This window comes from Marichromatium gracile, from assembly GCF_004343155.1.
Taxonomy (GTDB): Bacteria; Pseudomonadota; Gammaproteobacteria; order Chromatiales; family Chromatiaceae; genus Marichromatium; species Marichromatium gracile.
The window spans coordinates 455,440-472,819 of the sequence record NZ_SMDC01000002.1 but is presented as its reverse complement, the minus strand read 5'-3'; the positions used below and the strand labels follow the sequence as shown (position 1 = coordinate 472,819).

The 17,380-nt window shown below is 69.7% G+C and carries 16 protein-coding genes; 4 read left to right on the top strand and 12 right to left on the bottom strand.

The genetic code is table 11. The features are described from left to right. Positions 1 to 371: 371 nt before the first annotated feature. From EDC29_RS05115 to EDC29_RS05100, 4 genes are all read right to left on the bottom strand, one after another. Positions 372 to 1,598: a permease gene (locus EDC29_RS05115; protein ID WP_132228846.1), complete on the bottom strand. Its 1,227-nt coding sequence runs from the start codon at positions 1,596 to 1,598 to the stop codon at positions 372 to 374. A gap of 72 nt (positions 1,599 to 1,670) precedes the next feature. Continuing rightward, positions 1,671 to 1,901, bottom strand: coding sequence for a glycine zipper domain-containing protein (locus tag EDC29_RS05110; RefSeq protein ID WP_123142744.1), 231 nt, complete (start codon positions 1,899 to 1,901; stop codon positions 1,671 to 1,673). A gap of 92 nt (positions 1,902 to 1,993) precedes the next feature. Next, positions 1,994 to 2,392, bottom strand: a complete 399-nt coding sequence (locus EDC29_RS05105) for a Rap1a/Tai family immunity protein (RefSeq protein WP_123140906.1) — start codon at positions 2,390 to 2,392, stop codon at positions 1,994 to 1,996. Positions 2,393 to 2,519: 127 nt separating this feature from the next. After that, complete coding sequence (locus tag EDC29_RS05100; protein WP_132228844.1) at positions 2,520 to 3,392, bottom strand: SDR family oxidoreductase; 873 nt, start codon at positions 3,390 to 3,392, stop codon at positions 2,520 to 2,522. A gap of 77 nt (positions 3,393 to 3,469) precedes the next feature. Here EDC29_RS05100 and EDC29_RS05095 point away from each other — a divergent pair, with 77 nt between their 5' ends. Beyond that, positions 3,470 to 4,480, top strand: coding sequence for a 2Fe-2S iron-sulfur cluster-binding protein (locus EDC29_RS05095; RefSeq protein ID WP_132228842.1), 1,011 nt, complete (start codon positions 3,470 to 3,472; stop codon positions 4,478 to 4,480). 82 nt (positions 4,481 to 4,562) lie between these two features. Further along, the gene (locus tag EDC29_RS05090) at positions 4,563 to 5,210 is read left to right on the top strand and encodes a hypothetical protein (protein ID WP_123140903.1); all 648 of its coding nucleotides are present in this window, start codon (positions 4,563 to 4,565) and stop codon (positions 5,208 to 5,210) included. A gap of 48 nt (positions 5,211 to 5,258) precedes the next feature. On the opposite strand, the gene EDC29_RS05085 is transcribed toward EDC29_RS05090, so the two are convergent. The 4 genes from EDC29_RS05085 to EDC29_RS05070 form a co-directional block, all read right to left on the bottom strand. Further along, entirely contained in the window at positions 5,259 to 6,038 is a 780-nt protein-coding gene (locus tag EDC29_RS05085; RefSeq protein ID WP_369957918.1) for a uroporphyrinogen-III synthase, read from the bottom strand. Beyond that, a complete protein-coding gene (gene hemC / locus EDC29_RS05080) occupies positions 6,025 to 6,954 on the bottom strand; it encodes a hydroxymethylbilane synthase (protein WP_123140901.1) in 930 nt (309 codons plus the stop codon). The genes EDC29_RS05085 and hemC overlap by 14 nt, the downstream gene beginning before the upstream one ends. Before the next feature lie 141 nt (positions 6,955 to 7,095). Then, positions 7,096 to 7,869, bottom strand: coding sequence for an NRDE family protein (locus tag EDC29_RS05075; protein ID WP_132228840.1), 774 nt, complete (start codon positions 7,867 to 7,869; stop codon positions 7,096 to 7,098). After that, the gene (locus EDC29_RS05070) at positions 7,870 to 8,094 is read right to left on the bottom strand and encodes a hypothetical protein (protein WP_123140899.1); all 225 of its coding nucleotides are present in this window, start codon (positions 8,092 to 8,094) and stop codon (positions 7,870 to 7,872) included. Positions 8,095 to 8,454: 360 nt separating this feature from the next. Between EDC29_RS05070 and EDC29_RS05065 the strand changes: the two genes are divergently transcribed. After that, a complete protein-coding gene (locus tag EDC29_RS05065; RefSeq protein ID WP_123140898.1) occupies positions 8,455 to 11,313 on the top strand; it encodes a 2-oxoglutarate dehydrogenase E1 component in 2,859 nt (952 codons plus the stop codon). Beyond that, on the top strand, positions 11,310 to 12,593 hold the full coding sequence (odhB, locus tag EDC29_RS05060; RefSeq protein WP_123140897.1) for a 2-oxoglutarate dehydrogenase complex dihydrolipoyllysine-residue succinyltransferase: 1,284 nt from the start codon (positions 11,310 to 11,312) through the stop codon (positions 12,591 to 12,593). Before EDC29_RS05065 ends, odhB begins: the two co-directional genes overlap by 4 nt. Positions 12,594 to 12,661: 68 nt before the next feature. Here the strand turns inward: odhB and EDC29_RS05055 are convergent, their stop codons facing one another. The 4 genes from EDC29_RS05055 to lnt form a co-directional block, all read right to left on the bottom strand. Next, entirely contained in the window at positions 12,662 to 13,297 is a 636-nt protein-coding gene (locus EDC29_RS05055) for a flavin prenyltransferase UbiX (protein WP_005224732.1), read from the bottom strand. Between the two features lie 50 nt (positions 13,298 to 13,347). Next, positions 13,348 to 14,712 carry a UDP-N-acetylmuramate:L-alanyl-gamma-D-glutamyl-meso-diaminopimelate ligase gene (mpl, locus tag EDC29_RS05050; protein WP_132228838.1) on the bottom strand — a complete coding sequence of 455 codons (1,365 nt, stop codon included), beginning with the start codon at positions 14,710 to 14,712 and terminating at the stop codon, positions 13,348 to 13,350. Positions 14,713 to 14,784: 72 nt separating this feature from the next. Further along, positions 14,785 to 15,300: a hypothetical protein gene (locus tag EDC29_RS05045; RefSeq protein WP_223806106.1), complete on the bottom strand. Its 516-nt coding sequence runs from the start codon at positions 15,298 to 15,300 to the stop codon at positions 14,785 to 14,787. Positions 15,301 to 15,533: 233 nt separating this feature from the next. After that, positions 15,534 to 17,036 carry an apolipoprotein N-acyltransferase gene (lnt, locus tag EDC29_RS05040; RefSeq protein ID WP_132228835.1) on the bottom strand — a complete coding sequence of 501 codons (1,503 nt, stop codon included), beginning with the start codon at positions 17,034 to 17,036 and terminating at the stop codon, positions 15,534 to 15,536. Between the last annotated feature and the right edge of the window lie 344 nt (positions 17,037 to 17,380).

Below are 17,380 nucleotides of genomic sequence, written 5' to 3'. Positions count from 1 at the left end.
ATCACGACCGGCCAATGCGTACACCAAAAGTGAAAAGACGCGCGTTCGGGAGAGAGGGAGCGATGCGGGGATAAGGATGGGAGCGCATCCGGCGCTCGACACCGACCGAGCTGGAGACGGTCAGGCTAAGCGATCAGGAGAGTTCGGATCCCAAAGGAAAAACCCGTAGACACTCCGACGTGTCTTTAACACTTGAATGCTCGCTTGGGGTAGTTCGAGATCCTGGCAGGCGCCGCGATTGACTCTGGTGGAAAGCTAGTGGATCGGGAACGGGGCGTCAACCGAGAGACCATAGAAATTATCTGGTCAAGGATAAGTCGATTCGAGGCCACCGCAGCCGTTCGGGACGGCCACGGTGGCAGGGTGCACAGCTAGCGCGACTGCCCGGGATCGCTGTCGAAACCGGCCTGGCGGATCGCCGCGACCAGCTCGCTGACGTCGAGGTGCGCGCCGCGCACCCGCACCAGCCCGGCGCCGAGATCGGGTTCGGCGGCCTCGACCGCGTCGATGCGCTCGAGCGCCTGACGAACGCTGGCGACACAATGATTGCAGCTCATCCCCGAGACCGGCAGGGTCAGATCCGCGGCCACGGCGGGCGCCGGCGCGAAGCGGGCACGCAGGCGCCGCACGGCGAGCAACAGCAGCAGCGCGGTGAGCAGCAGCGCCGCGCTCACCCCCAGCCAGTCGCCCTCGGCGCCGTGGAGATGCCCGGCATGTTCTGCCGGACTCTGCAGCAGGGCGTCGAACAACAGCCCGAAGGCCATGCTCATCACCACCACCACGGCGAGATAGATCGCCAGGATGCGGCCGCCGAGGGTGCGATAGACGGCCCCGAAGGTGGCGATATTGGTCGCCGGACCGGCCATCAGGAACACCAGCGCCGAGCCCGCCGGCAGCCCCGAGGCGATCAGCGAGGCGGCGATCGGCACCGATCCGGTGGTACAGACATAGAGCGGTAGCGAGATCGCCAACACCACCAGCATGCCGAGCAGCCCCTGGGCCCAGGACTGCGAGGCGAAGTAGTCGGCGGGCAGCACGACGGTGAGCAGCGCCGCCAGCGCCACGCCGGCGAGCACCCACAGATCGATCGCCCCGAGCAGATCGAACACCGCATAGCGCAGCACCGGGCGCCAGCCGCGCGGCCGCGCCCCGTCATCATCCGTCGCCGTCTGTTGCGCGGGTGCCGGATCGGGACGGGTGAAGCGGTTGACCAGCCCGCCGCCGACCAGCCCGGTGACGAAGGCCGCGACCAGCTTGAACAGCGCGAAGGGCCAGCCGAGGAAGGCCGCGCTCACCAGGATCGAGTCGACCCCGGTCTGCGGGGTACTGATCATGAAGGCGGTGGTGGCGCCCTTGGAAGCGCCTTCGTTACGTAGCCCCAACGCCGTCGGGATCACCCCGCAGGAGCACAGCGGCAGCGGCACCCCGACCAGGGTGGCGCGGGTCACGCTCGCCATGTCGGGGCGGTTGAGCCCGCGATGGACGAAGCCACGCGGCAGATAGACGTGCATCAGCCCGGCGATCAGCAGGCCGAGCAACAACGAGGGGGAGAGTTCGACCATCACCTGCCAGAAGGCGGCGAGGAACTGCGCGATCATACGGCGGGACTCCAGGGTGGACCCCGCCGGCCATCACGACCGACGGGGCGAGGTGGATCGATCGATGACGACTCAGTCGAAGTGGCCCTTGGCGTGCTCGTCGACGAGGCGACCGCCGAGCGCGCCGACGCCGGCGCCGATCAACGCACCGGCGCCGGCGTCGGCGCCGAACGAGCCGATGATCGCACCGGTGGCCGCGCCGATGGCGGTGCCGCTCGACACCCGGGCACCGGTGGTATTGCCGCAACCGGCGAGCGCCAGAGTGAGGACCAGCGCCAGGGCGGGAAAGAGGATCTGCTTCACGGCTCGACTCCTGCAAGGCATTGGAAAGGTCGGGACGCCAACTGCCGGTCGCGCCCGACAACCGGAACCATCCCTGATCACCGCTGACCGGCTCAACGACAGGGATAACGCTCGGCCAGCGCCCGCACCACGCCCTTGACCGGCACCTCGTCCATCAGCGCTCCCTCATCGGCATGCTTGCCGGCCCAGTCGAGAAAGGCCGTCTGGGCATCGGCCAGGGTGGCCTTGGGCGGATGACAGACCAGCGGCTCGAGCGCCTCGTGGGCGGAGACCGCGTCGTGATACTGCATGGTCGCCTCGATGAAGGCGCGACAGGCCAGTGCGGCGGTCATCGCGTGGGCGTCCCCGGATGGGACCGAGCAGATGTTGTAGAGGTTCCTGGTGGTCTCGTAGTCGAAGTCCTGGCGCTCGAGCGCCAGCGCCGGGGCGGCCAGCAGCGGTAGCAGACAGGCGGTAAACAGCCGCTGACGAAGCGATGGGGTCGATCTCATCACGGGTCCTCCGGATGGTTACGCATACGGGCGCCACTGCCGGGGCGCGGCATCGCGCCCCGGCTCCCTGGTGTCAGACACCTCGGCCTGCGCCCGGTCGGCCACCGCCAAGCATAGCAGCCCGCCCTCAGGACGCCTCGGCCAGCGCCGCGCGCAGCCCGGCCTCGAGGTCCGGATAGCGCAACTCGACCCCCAGCGATTCGCGCAGCTTGCGATTGGAGAGTCGGCGCGACTCGGCCATGTAGGAGCGCATCCCCGCCGAGAGCTGACCCATCGCCTCGGCCAGCGGCAGCTCGGGCGCGCGCGCCAGCCCGGCGGCGTCGGCCACCGCGCGGAAGTACTCGGTCATGGTGCTCGGGCGGCCGTCGCTGACGTTGTAGACCTCGCCGTCGCCACCACGCGCCATCGCCGCCCGGCAGGTGGCGACCAGATCGTCGACATGGATACGGTTGGAGTACGGCGCCTCCTCGGCCCGCACCAGCGGCTGGCCACTGCGCAGTCGCGCCAGCGGCAACCGGTCGGGGCCGTAGATCCCGGCCACGCGCAGGATCACCAGCTCGCCGCCGCTGCGCGCGCGCCACTCGCGCAGCACGCACTCGGCGTCGAGACGCCGCCAGGCGCGATCGGCCACCGGGCGCAACGGCTGCGACTCGTCGACCCAGGCCCCGTCACAGTCGCCATAGACCCCGGTGGTACTGACATAGACCAGTCGACGCGGATCGCCGACGCGCGCGAAATGCTCGACCAGGGCGCGGGTGACGCCGTCCTCTCGCCCCTCGCCCGGCGGCGGCGCGAGATGGAAGACCTCGGCCCCGGCCCAGTCGAGTGTGTCGACCACACCGGGCTCGCCGAGCGGCAGCCGCGCCGCCTCGATCCCCGCCGCGCGCAGCCGCGCCAGACCCTGTTCGCTGCGCACCACACCGCTGACCGGTTCGCCCGCGGCCTGGTATTGGCGCGCCAGCCGGGTGCCCACATATCCACATCCAAGGATCAACTTCACCCTGTCGTACTCCGCATGGGTTATCGATGGTGACACTATCGGCGGCGAGCAGGACGGATTGCAAGACGGTCGGGACCATGGGATTTCAGATCAGTATCGACGCCGACGGAGCACGTTTCACCACCGAGCCCGGCGAGACCGTGCTCGACGCCGCGCTGCGCCAGGGCATCGCCCTGCCCCACGGTTGTCGCGACGGGCGTTGCGGCAGCTGCGCCGCAACCCTCGGCGCCGGCGAGATCGACTACCCCGGCGGCACGCCGCCGGCGCTCGCCGGGCTCGGCGCCGAGCAGTGTCTGACCTGCCGCGCCGTCCCCCGCAGCGACCTGCATCTCGACCTGCCGGCGCGCACCCGGCCCGACGAACCGCAACAGGTGCGCACCCTGCCCTGCCGGGTCGAGCGCATCGAGCGGCTCGCCCCCGAGGTGATGGGGCTCAGCCTCAAGCTCCCCGATCACGACCCGCTGCGCTTTCGCGCCGGACAATATCTCGACGTACTGCTGCGCGACGGCAGCCGCCGCGCCTTCTCCTTCGCCAGCGCCCCGGCGCTCAGCCCCTATCTCGAACTGCACATCCGTCGGGTACCGGGCGGACGCTTCACCACCGAGGTCTTCGAGCGCCTCGGCGAGCGCGCGCTGCTGCGCGTCCAGGCCCCGCTCGGCGACTTCGGGCTCGATCCCACGAGCACGGCGCCGGCGATCCTGATCGGCGGCGGCACCGGCTTCGCCCCGCTCAAGTCGATGATCGAGGACGCCATCGCCCGCGGCCTGCAGCGCCCGCTGCTGCTCTATCGCGGCGCGCGCACCCGCGCCGATCTCTACCTCCCCGACCTCGCCCCGCGCTGGGCTGCCGAGCACCCCTGGTTCGGCCACCAGGCGGTGCTCTCCGAGCCCGAGCCGGACTGGGACGGGCGCCGCGGACTGGTCCATCAGGCGGTGATCGAGGACTTCCCCGACCTCGCCGGCCACCAGGTCTACATCAGCGGCCCGCCGGCGATGATCGAGCACGCCCGCCCCGCGCTGCTCGCCCGGGGCCTCGACCCGGCGGCACTGTTCACCGATGCCTTCGTCGACACCAGTCACGGCAACTGAGCGCAGACACGCTTGTCGACAACGCCTCTGAGCGGCGACACTCCGGATCCTTTCCGTCCGTCGCTCACGAGGAGCCCGCCCGATGCGTGTCGTCTTGTCATTTGTCCCGCTGTTGCTCGCCACCCTGTTGACGACCGCCTGTACCCCGGCACGCATCGTCTCGACCTGGCAGGACCTCGCCACCCCCACGCCCCACTACCCCAGCCTGGTGGTCTTCGGCGTCGCCGACAGCCCGCTGGTGCGCCGCGCCTACGAGGAGCACTTCGCGCGCGAGCTGCGCCAGCGTGGCCTCGAGGTCACGCCCGGGCACCGCCTGCTCGCCGAGGCCGACGTCACCCGCGGCAAGGCGCTGCGCGCGGCGATCGGGCGCTCGAGCGCGGCCGGTGTGGTGGTGATCCATCTGCGTTGCGACGAGCCCGGCGACGGTGGCATCAACCCCTTCAGCCATGTCCGACTCGCCGAGGACGGCAGGCTCTACCCCTATTACACCCGGGTCCATCAGGCGGTGAGCGGCGCCGACTACTATGCCCGCGAGCACACGCTGAGACTGGAGACCAGCCTCTATGACGCCGAGGACGCCCATCTGGTGTGGTCGGGCCGCTCGGCGCCACTCGCGCCCGACTCGGAGCAGACCACCATCGGCGACCTGATCGCGGCGACGGTGTCACGGATGCAGCGCGATGGGGTGATCGCGGCGAAGGGAACGCCCGAACGATCGGGCAGGGATTGATGGGAAAAGGCGGGGCCGGACGGCCCCGCCCGATGGGTCGATCGCCTCTCAGCGTTCGGCGCAGAGCCGGCACAGTGCGGCGAGCATGCCCGGATCGTCGGCACGATCGGCGACCTCGACCCGCGCGAAACCGATCTCGCCGGCATGGCGCGCGGTGCGCTCGGCGATCACCGCCAGCGGGGTGGCGAGGAGCGGTGCGCGACCGGCCGGGCCGATCAGCTCGACGAGGTTGTCGAGCACGCGGTTACTGGTGGCGAGCGCCAGCCCCACCTCAGCGTCCCAGTCACGCAACAGCGCGGCGACGTCGTGCGCCGGGCACACCCGCCGATAGACCTCGGCGAAGGCCACCTCGGCGCCACGCTCGGTGAGGGCGTTGGCGAACACCGCACGGCCACCGTCGCCGCGCACGATCAGCACCCGTTGCCCGGCCATCTCGGCCAGCGCCGGATGACGCAGCAGGGTCTCGCTGTCGTAGCTGTCGCTGGGCACCAGGTCGGGCGCGCGACCGGCAGCGGCCAACGCCTCGGCCGTGGCCCGCCCCACCGCGGCGATCCGCGCCGCGCGCGGCCAGTCCGCCGCCGGGACCAGCGCCAGCGCCTGTTCGACGGCATTGACGCTGACGAAATAGAGCAGATCCCAGTCGGCGCGGAGCAAGGCCCGCGCGGGCGCCGGATCGACGGGAGGCACGATCTCGATGGTGGGCAGCCGGATCGGCCGACCGCCGGCCTCGGCGATCAGCGTACAGAGCCCGTCGGCCTGCGCCGCCGGCCGCGTCACCAGGACGCCGCGGCCACCGAGATCGCAACCGACCATCTCAGTGCGACTCATAGAGCGCGGCCAGGATCTCGCCGGCGCCCTGGCCGAGCAGGTCCTCGGCCACGCGCAGGCCGATCGCCTCGGCCTCGGCACGCGGGCCGCTGGCCTCGGCGCGCAGGATGCGCTTGCCGTCGGTGGTGCCGACCAGGCCCTTGAGGGTGAGCTGATCGCCGTCGAGCACCGCGTGACCGCCGATCGGCACCTGGCAGCCGCCGTTGAGACGCGCGTTCATCGCCCGCTCGGCGAGCACCCGGTCGGTGGTGTCGCGATGCGCCAGCGGGGCGATCAGGTCGTGGACACGCTGATCGTCGCTGCGGCACTCGATGCCGATGGCACCCTGACCGATCGCCGGCAGGCTGTCGACCGGATCGATGCAGCTGCGGATGCGCGACTCGAAGCCGAGGCGGATCAGCCCGGCGGCGGCGAGCACGATGGCGTCGAACTGACCGCTGTCGAGCTTGGCCAGACGGGTGTTGACGTTACCGCGCAGCGGCTTGATCTGGAGGTCGGGACGACGGTCGGCGAGCTGGCACTCGCGACGCAGGCTGGAGGTGCCGACCACCGCACCCTCGGGCAGATCGGCGAGGCCCTCGTAGTTGTTGGAGACGAAGGCGTCGTAGGGGTTCTCACGCTCCATGATCACCGCCAGGTGCAGCCCCTCGGGGAACTCGACCGGCACGTCCTTCATCGAGTGCACCGCGATATCGGCCGTGCCCTCGAGCATCCCCTGCTCCAGCTCCTTGACGAACAGCCCCTTGCCGCCGACCTTCGACAGCGGCGAGTCGAGCAGCTGGTCGCCCTTGGTGGTCATGCCCACGATCTCGACCTCGAGACCGGGGTGGAGCGACTTGAGCAGCGCCGCGGTGTGCTCGGCCTGCCACATGGCCAGGGGGGATTTGCGGGTGGCGATACGGATGCAATTCGACATGTTCGGTCCTGAGGACTAGAGCTTTGATGGATAGCGCCGTCGCCCGCCGGGCGATGCGCGGACGGCGCATGATTGTGTCACAGCGAGGCGGCTCGGCACAGTGACGCTCTCACCCTCGCGGCGCGACTGCGATGATCCCAGTCAATTGGGACGTGAACGAGTGGGCTCGGGCAACAGCTGGCGAAAGGTCTCGGGCACCGGGTCGGCCTCGGCATGCAACCAGTGCGGCCAGGCCCCGAACCCGGGGTGGGCGGGGATGGCGATCAGCGCACTCGAACGGGTCGTGAAACCGTCGTCGCGACACTGCACCATCGCCGCCTCGGGCGCCAGACCCGCCAGCGGCTCGCGCCCGGCGAGCAGCCGCTGCCAGTCCTCCCAGTCGCCGCGCAACGGGTCCGGCGGCTCGGCATTCCGAAACCGCGGCAGCTGCGCGGCGATGCGCGGATCGCCGGGATCGTCGAGCTCGCCGGCGCAGAGCATGTGCAGCCCCGCCGGGATCGGCGTGACCCGGATCCTGCCGGCGCCATCATGGCGCAGCCAATGGGCCGCGCGCGGATCGGCGACGACCAGGTTGAAGGGGCGATAGGCGGCGGGGTGGAGATCGGCGAGCGCCTCGGCGGCGGCATCGGCCTCGGCGTGATCGAGCGCCTCGAGCACCAGCTCGCCACGACTGCGCTTGCCCGGGGCCGGACCGAGACTGGCACGGCGATCGAGCACCGCCGCCATCAGGCCATGGTCGTTGACCCCCAGCCAACTGCCCTCGCCGACCAGGTCGAGTCCGGCGAACACCTCGGGACGATCCGGCCAGTGCCGCCCGGGCGCACGCGCCGGGCGGGCGCGCTGCTCGTCACGGTTGGCACCGAGCAGCAGCGGCCAGTCCTCGCCGGGACGGCGCAACATCACCAGGGTACACACTCAACGGCCCTCCTTCACTTTCTGCCGGGCTCGCCGGATGCGCTGCGCGAGCACCTCGGCAAGCATTTTGAACGCCTTGCGCTGGGCCAACTGGTTGGCGCTGCGAGGCGCGCGCAACAGCTCCAGACGCGCCTGGAAGTAGGCCAGATCGGCCTCGAGGCGCGCAATCTGGAGGCGGCGCCGATGCCGCGTCTGTGTCTGAGCATCGGATTTTCGATACGCCATCTCGCACCAGGCTTCGGGCAGGGACGCGGGGTCCCGCCGTCAAAGAGTCGTGTTCACCGGCTCCGATGATATGGTATTAGGGGGATGTGGGAAGCATCTTCCGTGAGACATGTCCGAACCGGGGACTGGCGAGGACCTCGGGGCGGGTCCCGAGACGCGCAGCGTCCACGGCAACCATGTACCACGGACCTCGGAGCGGCCTCGGCCGCGATTGTCTGGCACCCTGCGACCCAGAAGTCACCGACCCGACGACACGCCGTGGCGGACGCGACGGCGTGCCCGAGGGGTCGTCACTGCGGAGCCACTCAGGAACCGGCTTCGACTCAGGCCCATTCTATCAAAGGCAGATCAAGACACAGCATGAGCGCAATCCTAGAACTGTTCCGGAGTTCCGGCGCGCTTTATGGAGGCAACGCGGCCTTCATCGAGGATCTCTACGAACGCTATCTGCAAGACCCCGAGAGCGTCGATCTGGCCTGGCGGGAACGCTTCGACGCCATGCGCAAGGAAGCCGCCAACGAGGTCCCGCACGGACCGGTGCGCGAGAACTTCCTGCGTCTGGCGCAGGAGAGTCGCTCGCGCGCGCGCACCCGATCGACCGAGCACCTGGAGCCGGCCGCCGCCGAGAAACAGTATGCGGTGCTCAGCCTGATCAACGGCTACCGCTATCGCGGCCATCAGGTCGCCGACCTCGACCCGATCACCCTGCGCGAGCAGCGACGCATCGCCGATCTCGATCCTGCCTATCACAACCTCGACCAGGGCGACATGGATCAGGTGTTCCACACCGGGTCGCTCTATGCCCCCGACCGCATGCCGCTGCGCGACATCCTCGAGATGCTCGAGCAGATCTACTGCGGCACCGTCGGCTCGGAATACATGCACATCACCAACACCCTCGAGAAGCGCTGGATCCAGAAGCGTCTCGAGGGCTATCGCGCCACCCCCGAGCTCAACACCCAGGAGCGGCGCTGGCTGCTCACCCTGCTCACCGCCGCCGAGGGCATCGAGCAGTATCTGCATCAGCGCTATGTCGGCCAGAAGCGCTTCTCGCTCGAGGGCGGCGACGCGCTCATCCCGCTGCTCGACGAGCTGATCCAGCGCGCCGGGCGCAAGGGCCAGAAGGAGGTGGTCATCGGCATGGCCCACCGCGGCCGGCTCAACGTGCTCACCAACATCTTCGGCAAGCCGCCGCAGGACATCTTCGCCGAGTTCGAGGGCCGGGTGGCGATGGACTCGCGCAAGATGGCCGGCGACGTCAAGTACCACATGGGCTTCGCCACCGACATCGACACCCCCGGCGGTATCGTCCACCTGGTGCTCGGCTTCAACCCCTCACACCTCGAGATCATCGATCCGGTGATCGAGGGCTCGGTGCGCGCACGCCAGCGCCGCCGCCGCGATCGCACCGGCGATCAGGTGCTGCCGGTACTGATCCACGGTGATGCCGCCTTCGCCGGTCAGGGCGTGGTGATGGAGACGCTGCAGCTGTCGCAGACGCGCAGCTACGCCACCGGCGGCACCGTGCACATCGTCATCAACAACCAGATCGGCTTCACCACCAGCCACCCGCTCGACACCCGCTCGACGCTCTACTGCACCGACGTCGCCAAGATGGTTCAGGCGCCGGTGTTCCACGTCAACGGCGACGACCCCGAGGCGGTGATCTTCGTCACCCGCATGGCGCTCGACTTCCGCAACCAGTTCCACAAGGACGTCATCATCGATCTGGTCTGCTACCGTCGTCTCGGTCACAACGAGGCCGACGAGCCGGCGGTCACCCAGCCGATGATGTATCAGAAGATCCGCCAGCACCCCACCCCGCGCGCGGTCTATGCCGAGCGTCTGATCAGCGACAGCGTGATCGAGCGCGAGGAGGCCGAGGCGATGGTCGCCGACTATCGCGACTCCATGGAACAGGGCGTGGTGGTCGCCCGTCCGGTGCTCTGCGGGCTCGACCATGCCTACCGGGTCGACTGGAGGTTCTGTCGCGACCAGCACTGGGAGCAGGACGTCGACACCGGGGTGCCGCTCGAGCAGTTGCGCGCGCTCGCCGAGCGTCTGCTCGCCGTCCCCGAGGGCTTCAAGCTCCACCCGCGGGTGGCCAAGCTGTGGGACGAACGGCGCAAGATGGCCCAGGGCGATCAGCTCGCCAACTGGGGCTTTGCCGAGAACCTCGCCTACGCCAGCCTGCTCGACGCCGGCACCCCGGTGCGTCTCTCCGGTCAGGACGCCGGGCGCGGCACCTTCTTCCACCGTCACGCCAAGATCCACGACCAGCTCACCGGCGAGTCCTACACCCCGCTGCAGCACCTCGGCCCCAACCAGGGCGCCTTCATCGCCATCGACTCGATCCTCTCCGAAGAGGCGGTGCTCGGCTACGAGTACGGCTTCGCCACCGCTGAGCCGCACGCGCTGACGCTGTGGGAGGCGCAGTTCGGCGACTTCGCCAACGGCGCCCAGGTGGTCATCGACCAGTTCATCACCTCGGCCGAGACCAAGTGGGGCCTGCTCTGCGGACTGGTGATGCTGCTCCCGCACGGACTCGAGGGTCAGGGCGCCGAGCACTCCTCGGGCCGGCTCGAGCGCTTCCTCCAGCTCTGCGCCGAGCACAACATCCAGGTCTGCACCCCGACCACCCCGGCACAGATCTTCCACCTGCTGCGCCGTCAGATCGTCCGCGACTATCGCAAGCCGCTGGTGGTGATGACCCCCAAGAGCCTGCTGCGCCACCGCCTCGCCGGCTCCTCGCTCGAGGAGCTGGCCAGCGGCCAGTTCCAGCCGCTGCTGCCCGAGGTCGACCCGATCGACCCGGCCGAGGTCGAGCGCGTGGTGTTCTGCAGCGGCAAGGTCTACTACGACCTGCTCGAGGCGCGGCGCGCGCGCGGCCTGAGCAATGTCGCCATCGTCCGCATCGAACAGCTCTACCCCTTCCCCAAGCGTCAGTTCGCCGAGGTGATCGAGACCTACGCGCACACCGAGGAGATCGTCTGGTGTCAGGAGGAGCCGCAGAACCAGGGCGCCTGGGACCAGATCAAGCACCGCTTCCACTGCCTGATCCAGGACGGCAAGCGCCCCTACTACGTGGGACGCCCGGCCTCCGCCGCCCCCGCGGTCGGCCATCGCGCGGCCCATGTCGAGCAGCACGAGCGCCTGATCGATGAGGCGCTGAGCGGTCGTTTCAACCCGAGCATGAACAGAAGGATCCCGCCACAATGAGTGAAGTCCGCGTACCCGCCCTCCCCGAGTCCGTCGCCGACGCCACTGTGCTGACCTGGCACAAGCAGCCCGGCGAGCGCGTCTCACGGGCAGAGACCCTGGTCGACCTGGAGACCGACAAGGTGGTGCTCGAGGTCCCGGCGCCGGCGGACGGCGTCCTGGGCGAGATCAAGGCCAAGGAGGGTGAGCTGGTCACCTTCGACACCGTCCTCGCAGTGATCACCGAAGGCGCCGCACCGAGCGCGCCGGCAGCCCCCAAGACGGCGCCGGCCAAGTCGGCCCCAGCGGCGCCGGCGGCCGCCACGCCCGCACCGGCGCCGACTCGCCAGACGCCTCCGGCCGCCGCGCCGGAGCCGGCGCCCGCGCACGAGCCGATCATCACCCCGGCGGCACGGCGGCTGGTCAAGGAGATGGCGATCGACCCCAGCCAGATCCACGGCAGCGGCAAGGACGGCCGGGTGCAGAAGGCCGATGTCATCGCCTTCCTCGACGAACGCGAACGCCAGGCCCCCGAGGCCACCGACGAGCACCTGCTCGAGCAGCAGGCACCGGCCTCGCCGAGCCTCACCGGCGAGGCCGGGCGTCCCGAGCAACGCGTACCGATGACCCGGCTGCGCGCGCGCATCGCCGAGCGGCTGCTCGAGGCGCAGCGCAACGCCGCCATGCTGACCACCTTCAACGAGGTCAACCTGTCGGCGCTGATGACGCTGCGCGGACGCTACAAGGACCGCTTCGAGCAGCAGCACGGGGTGCGTCTCGGGCTGATGTCGTTCTTCGTCAAGGCCACGGTCGAGGCGCTCAAGCGCTACCCGGTGCTCAACGCCACCGTCGACGGCGAGGACATCCTCTACCACGGCTATTACGACATCGGCATCGCGGTCAGCTCGCCGCGCGGTCTGGTGGTGCCGATCCTGCGCAACTGCGACCAGCTCACCATGGCCGACATCGAGGGCGGCATCGCCGAGTTCGCCACCAAGGCCCAGGACGGCTCACTGAGCTACGAGGAGCTGACCGGCGGTACCTTCTCGATCACCAACGGCGGGGTGTTCGGCTCGATGCTCTCGACGCCGATCCTCAACCCGCCGCAGAGCGGCATCCTCGGCATGCACAAGATCCAGGAGCGCCCGGTGGTGGAGAACGGCGAGATCGTCGTCGCGCCGATGATGTATCTGGCCCTCACCTACGACCATCGCATCATCGACGGTCGCGAGGCGGTGCAGTTCCTGGTCGCGATCAAGGAGCTGCTCGAGGACCCGGCCTTGCTGTTGCTCGGGGTCTGACCCCAAAGCGCGCCCAGCACCGGGCGCGCAATCACGTCACTGCACGCCCCCCGCCCCGAGGGGGCGCGCTACTCCTCCAGCTCCCGTCCCCAGCGTTCGAGCAGGTCGTGCTCGACACCGAGATGATCGAGCACCCGCGCCACCATGAAATCGACCAACGCCTCGACGCGCTGCGGACGGTGATAGAAACCAGGGCTGGCGGGCATGATCACCACCCCGTTGCGCGACAGGCTGAGCATGTTCTCGAGATGGATGCTGGTATAGGGGGTCTCGCGCACCACCAGGATCAGCTTGCGCCGCTCCTTCATCGCGACATCGGCGGCGCGGTCGATCAGACAGTTGGAGATGCCCGCGGCGAGATTGGCGAGGGTCCCCGTGGTGCAGGGACAGACCACCATCGCATCGGGCGGGTTGGAACCGCTGGCCACCGGCGCCGTCCACTGCTGACGACCGAACACCCGCAACTGACCGACCTCGGCATCGAAGCGATCGCTGAAGAAGCGCTCGGCCTCGGCCGGTCGCGAGGGCACCTCCAGCCCCAACTCCATCTGCAACACCACCTGCGCCGCCTGCGAGACCATCACATAGACGCGCATCCCGGCGCCGACCAGGGTCTCGATCAGACGCAGCCCGTACTGCGCCCCCGAGGCACCGGTCAGCGCCACCGCGACGGTCTGCGGCCATTGGCTCGGAACATGGGTCATCGAAGCATCTTCCCGTGATTGACTGAGTGGTTGCCGTGCGCTGGACGTGGTCACGACGCGCGGGCACGCCCGAGGGCATCGAGCAGACGCTGGTGGATCCCACCGAAACCGCCGTTGCTCATCACCAGCACCTGATCGCCGGGGCGCGCCTCGGCACCCACTCGCGCGACGATCGCCGCGACCGAATCGAGTACCGCGCCGCGCTCGCCGAGCCCGGCGAAGACCGCGCCGGCGTCCCAGCCGAGATCATCCGGGGCGTACACATAGACCCGGTCGGCGGCGGCCAGCGAGTCGACCAGGGCGGCGTTGTGCACCCCCAGGCGCATGGTGTTGGAGCGCGGTTCGAGCACCGCGAGGATGCGCGCCGCGCCGACCTGCTGGCGCAACCCGTCGAGGGTGGTGGCGATCGCCGTCGGGTGATGGGCGAAGTCGTCGAACACCCGCACCCCGCCGACCTCGCCGCGCAGCTCCATGCGCCGCTTCACCCCGCCGAAGCGGCTCAGCGCCGCCAGCGCCTGCGCCGGCACCACCCCGGCGTGACGCGCCGCGGCGATCACCGCCAGGGCGTTGTCGACGTTGTGCCGACCGGTCAGCGCCCAGTCGACCTCGCCGACCGGCTGCCCGTGATGGAACACGCCGAAGCGCGAACCGTCGGCCGCGAGCAGCTCGGCGCGCCACTCGCCGTCGCCACCGAAGCGCGCGGTCGGCGTCCAGCAGCCCATCTCCAGCACCGTCTCGAGCGCGGCGTCGCCGTCCGGGTGGAGGATCAGGCCGGAGCCGGGCACGGTGCGCACCAGATGGTGGAACTGACGCTGGATCTGGCCGAGGTCGTCGAAGATATCGGCATGATCGAATTCAAGATTATTGAGGATCAGGGTGCGCGGTCCGTAGTGGACGAACTTCGAGCGCTTGTCGAAGAAGGCGGTGTCGTACTCATCGGCCTCGACGACGAAGAAGGGCGTCTCACCGAGCCGCGCCGAGACGTCGAAGTCGCGCGGCACCCCGCCGATCAGAAACCCCGGGGCGAGCCCGGCCTCCTCCAACACCCAGGCGAGCATGCTCGCGGTGGTGGTCTTGCCGTGGGTGCCGGCCACCGCCAGCACCCAGCGCTCGCGCAGCAGGTGCTCGCGCAGCCACTCGGGGCCGGAGCAGTAAGGCAGCCCGCGATCGAGCATCGCCTCCACCGCGGGGATGCCGCGCCGCATCGCGTTGCCGACGACGACCACATCGGGGGCGGGATCGAGATGGGCGGCGTCATAGCCCTCCATCAGCTCGATCCCGGCCGCCTCGAGCTGGGTGCTCATCGGCGGATAGACGTTGGCGTCGGAGCCGGTCACCCGATGGCCGAGGGCGCGCGCGAGCTGCGCCACCCCGCCCATGAAGGTGCCGCAGATGCCGAGGATATGCAGATGCATGCGAGACGGTTCTCCCGAACGACGAGGACGCGGGCCGCGCGGGCCCGCACGAGGATTCAGCGGCGACGGCGCTCAGCCGCCCCCGAACAGCGCGCCGATCAGCGCCACCGCGAACAGCTCGAAGGCCAGCGCAATGGCCACCCCCTGACCGAGGCCGATGACGAAGGCATGGCGCAGGATGTGCCCGGTCACCACCAGGCTCCACACCACCAGGGCGAGAAACAGCAGGGCACCGAGCGCGGCCAGCTCGGTCTCGCGACTGCCGGTCGGCTGCAGCCCCAGCGGCACCAGCGCGAGCAACCCGAGCAGCGCGCCGGCGCCGAGCAGCGCGGTCGCCGTCTGCAGGAAGCGCCGGGCGTGACGCACCGCGCTCAGACCGACATAGAGCGCGGCCAGGGTCAGCGCGATCTCGGCAAGCGCCTGCAACAGGCTCGGCCACCAGCCGATCCCCGCCGAGACCCCCACCAGCATCCCGACCAGCAGATCGGCCAGCAACACGACAACGAACAGGGTTTCCGAGGCCGGGAGCTGCTGCGGCGTACGACGCAGCCAGCACAGCTCGGCGAAGAACATGATTAGGGCCTGCACGACGATCACCTGCAGCGGGACATGGCGCCAATGATAACCGCCGGGACCACGACGACCGCAAGTTCAGCGGTCAGCTATCAGCCGCCAGTGGGCGTGGTACTCAACGACAGCGCCACTTGCCACCAACGGTCGGCGACCGGCAAGCGCACATTCTCGGCACCAGTGTTCGAGGGCAGGCCGCCACTGGAGGCTGGCGGCTGATCGCTGGCGACTGGCGACTGGCAGCCGTCCGCTCAACGCCGCGCCAGCGCGATGCCGAGCGCGAGCATCAGCGCGGCGAGGACGACGACCGGTGCGTTGCCGAGACGCGCGAAGGGGGTGGCGCCGACGCGGGGCTGGATCTCGGCGCTGGCGCCGCCGCGCACGAAGGCCGGGACGCGCTCGATCACCCGGCCGCGGTAATCGATGATCGCCGAGATCCCGGTGTTGGTCGCGCGCAGCAGATCGCGCCCGCTCTCGAGGGCGCGGGCGCGGGCGATCTGCAGGTGCTGGTGAGGCGCGAGCGAGTCGCCGAACCAGGCGTCGTTGCTGACGTTGATCAGATAGCGCGCCTCGGGCAGCGCCTCGATCAGCTCGGCGCCGAAGGCGTCCTCGTAGCAGATCGAGGCACCGACCGGATGCGTCCCGACCTGGAGCAGCGGGCGCGCCGCCTCGCCGCGACTGAAGTCCGACATCGGCACCTCGAACCAGGCGATCAGCGGCCCCAGCCAGGCCTTGAACGGCAGGAACTCGCCGAAGGGCACCAGATGTCGCTTGAAGTAGCGGTCCTCGACGCTGCCGATGGCGAGCAGCGCATTGTAATAACGACCACCGTCGGGCTCGCGCACCGGGATGCCGAGCACGATCTCGGTTCCGGTCTCGCGCGCGCGCTCGGCGAGCGGATCGATCAGAGGCGCGCGCAGCACATCGAGAAAGTCGGGCAGCGCGGTCTCCGGCCACACCACCACATCGGCGTCGAGATGATCGCGGGTGAGTTCGAGATAGGCGCGCACCGTCGCCGGCCCCGTCTCCGGGTTCCACTTGATCGCCTGCGGGATATTGGCCTGGACCACGCTCGCACGCAGCGGCGCGCCCTCGGGGTGGGTCCAGTCGAGCTGCGCCAGCGCCCAGCCGCCGCCCCAGAGCACGACCAGCGCCGTCAGCGCCAGCGGACGTCCCCGGCCCCGCGCCCGCCGCACCGACCACCACAGCAGCCCGGCCGAGAGCGCCGCCACCAACGAGGCGCCATAGACGCCGAGGAGCGGCAGCCAACCGACCAGTGGTCCGTCGATCTGCCCGTAGCCGAGCGCGAGCCAGGGGAAGCCGGTGAACAGCCAGCCGCGCAGCCATTCGAGCAGCACATAGAGCGCCGGGAAGCAGAGCAGCGCGCCCACCCGGTCCGGCCCGGCGGCCAGCCGCCGCAACGCCCAGCCGAGCAACCCGTAGTAGAGCGCCATCGCGGCGACGAAGACCAGGGTGAGCAACTGGGCCACCGGCGCCGGCATGTTGCCGAACTCGTTGAGGCTGATGCGGATCCAGAACACCCCGAACCCCATCAACCCGACCCCGAACAGCCAACCGCGCCAGAAACCGGCGCGCGGCGTCGCCCCCTCCAGCGCCAGCAACAGCAGCGCCAGGGCGAGCACCGCGAGCGGGAAGCCCCCGAAGGGCGCGAAGCTCGGCACCGCCAGGGCGCCGGCGAGGAAGGCGATCAGGGCTGATCTGCGCGAGGGCGGGAGAACTGACGACAGAGACATGGCGGTCGATCCGATGACAGCAGACCGGGCGGGTTCTATCAGCCGCCCCCGACCCGGTCAACCGTCAGTCACGCCCGCCACCGTCGCGACAGCGCGCGATATCGACCTGCATGGGACCGAGCGCGGCGGGTTCTCGACCCGATCGAACGCAGCGGCGAACAGCGCCAGACTCCGTATCACGGCCAGCGGCAGAATCACGCCGTTGACGAAGCGACCCGGGTGAGAACCGGAGACGGCGAAGGACAGCCAGATCGCATACAACAACGCTGACCGATGGCTTCCAACAAACCCATCTCCTGCCCGCACAACGCAAGACGCCGGGGTGTCGGCGGACACCCCGGCGC